The 2,276-nt window shown below is 65.2% G+C and carries 2 protein-coding genes; both read left to right on the top strand.

The annotated features are described in order from the left end of the window. Position 1 precedes the first annotated feature (1 nt). Positions 2-1,222, top strand: coding sequence for an MFS transporter (locus A3764_RS15315; protein ID WP_150122209.1), 1,221 nt, complete (start codon positions 2-4; stop codon positions 1,220-1,222). Positions 1,223-1,225: 3 nt separating this feature from the next. Next, positions 1,226-2,276: MATE family efflux transporter (locus A3764_RS15310; RefSeq protein WP_236628212.1), on the top strand; the 1,051-nt coding region annotated here is incomplete at its 3' end.

Raw genomic sequence — 2,276 nt, 5'->3', positions numbered from 1 at the left:
CATCACACTCGCGGACGCGCGCGATCTGCCGTTCTGGCGCCGCCCGGTGGCGCTGCTGTTCCTGATGGCGCTGGCGATGCCGATTGCCTTCAACACGTGGTCCGCGCTGCTGAACAACTTCGTCATCGAGGCCGCGAACTTCGACGGCTCGGACATCGGGTTGCTGCATACGGTACGCGAGATCCCCGGCTTTTTCGCCGTGGGTGTCATCGCCATCATCCTCTTCATGCGCGAACAGGTGCTGGGGCTGGTCTCGCTGATCCTCTTGGGGGCGGCGACGGCGGTGACGGCGTGGTTCCCCTCCCTCGGCGGGATACTGACCGTGACGATGCTCAGCTCCATCGGGTTTCACTATTACGAGACTGTGAACCAGTCGCTGCAGTTGCAATGGCTGAAAATCGAGGATGCGCCGCGGATGATCGGCTGGCTGATGGCCGCGGGGTCGCTGGCGACGCTGGTGGCCTACCTCGCGATCATGGCGCTGTGGGAGACGCTCGATCTGAGCTACAACATTGTCTACCTCATCGGGGGTGGCGTGACCGTGGCAATCGCGCTTTTCGCGCTTGTCGCCTATCCGCAGTTCGAGGCGCCGCATCCACAGGTCAAGAAGATGGTGCTGCGGCGGCGATACTGGCTTTACTACGCGCTTCAGTTCATGTCGGGGGCGCGGCGGCAGATCTTCGTCGTCTTCGCGGGCTTCATGATGGTCGAACGCTTCGGCTTCGAGGTACATGAGATCACGCTGCTGTATCTGGTGAACCTTGTGGCGAACATGATCTTCGCGCCGCTGATGGGACGCGCGGTGGGGTATTTCGGCGAACGCCGGGCACTGGGGTTTGAATACATCGGGCTGGTGGCGGTCTTTCTTGCCTATGGCGGGGTCTATTACCTCGGTTGGGGGGTTGCGGTGGCGGCCACGCTCTATGTGCTCGATCATATGTTCTTTGCGCTGGCGCTGGCGCTGAAGACCTATTTCCAGAAGATCGCCGATCCGGGCGACATCGCGCCCACCGCCGCCGTGGCCTTTACCATCAACCATATCGCCGCCGTCTTCCTGCCGGTGCTGCTGGGTCTGCTCTGGCTCGTCTCGCCCGCGGCGGTCTTTCTGCTGGCGGCGGGGATGGCGGCGATTTCGCTGGGTCTGGCGCTGCTGATCCCGCGCCATCCGCGCCCGGGGCATGAAACGATCTTTGCCGGGGCGCTGCCTGCGCCCGCGGAATAGCGCATGGAGCCGGGCCGCTTCCTGTCGGGCTCCACCATGGGTCACGTGGTGCGGATGACGGCGACGGGGGCGACGGGGATCACCTTTGTCTTTCTGGTGGATGCCGCGAACCTTCTGTGGATATCGCAGCTTGGCGATGCACGGCTGGTGGCGGCCATCGGCTTTGCCTATGCGATCCAGTTCTTTTCCGTCTCCATCGGGGTGGGGCTGATGATCGCGTCAACCGCGCTGATATCGCGCAGCATCGGTTCGGGGCACCGGGCGCTGGGGCGCGAACAGGCGGGGGCGGCGCTCGTGTTTTCGGTGCTGCTGCTGGCCGGTGTGGCGGCCGCTGTCGTGACATGGCGTCAAGAACTGGTGGCATGGGCCGGGGCGGAGGGGGAAACCGCGCGGCTCGCGGCGCGCTATCTGGGCATCACCATCCCCTCCATCGTGATGATGGCGGTGGCGCTCGTCTGTTCGGGCACGTTGCGGGCGGAAGGCTACGGCGCCAAGGCCATGTATATCACCATGCTGTCGGGACTGGTTCTGCTGGTTCTCGATCCGATCACCATTCTGTGGCTGGGCTGGGGGCTGGACGGGGCGGCGATCAACCTCGTGCTGTTCCGGGTCAGCTTGATGGCGCTGGGGCTCTACTTTGCGGTACACCAAACTGGGCTCGTGGCGATGCCGAGTGGTGCGATCCTGCGCCGGGTGGCGCGGCCCTTTCTCTGGGTGGCTCTGCCGGCCATCGCCACGCAGATGTCGACGCCCGTGGGGAATTATCTGCTGACCGCGGTCATGGCGCAGCATGGCGATGACGCGGTGGCGGCATGGGCCGTGGTGGGGCGGCTGACGGTCGTGATCTTCGGCGGGATTTTCGCGCTCTCCGGGGCCATCGGCGGGATCTTCGGCCAGAACTACGGGGCCGGGCAGATGGACCGGGTGCGGGGCACCTACCGGGACGCGCTGATTTTCGTGCTGGGCTATACGTTGGTGGCCTGGGCCCTGCTGCTGGCGGTGACGCCGCAGGTGATCGCGCTGTTCGGGCTGAGCGGGGAGGGCGGCGCGGTGC

The organism is Sulfitobacter sp. HI0129 (assembly GCF_001635395.1).
Lineage (GTDB): Bacteria > Pseudomonadota > Alphaproteobacteria > Rhodobacterales > Rhodobacteraceae > Sulfitobacter.
Note: the sequence above shows the minus strand (reverse complement) of the source record. Positions and strands in the feature narration are given on the sequence as shown.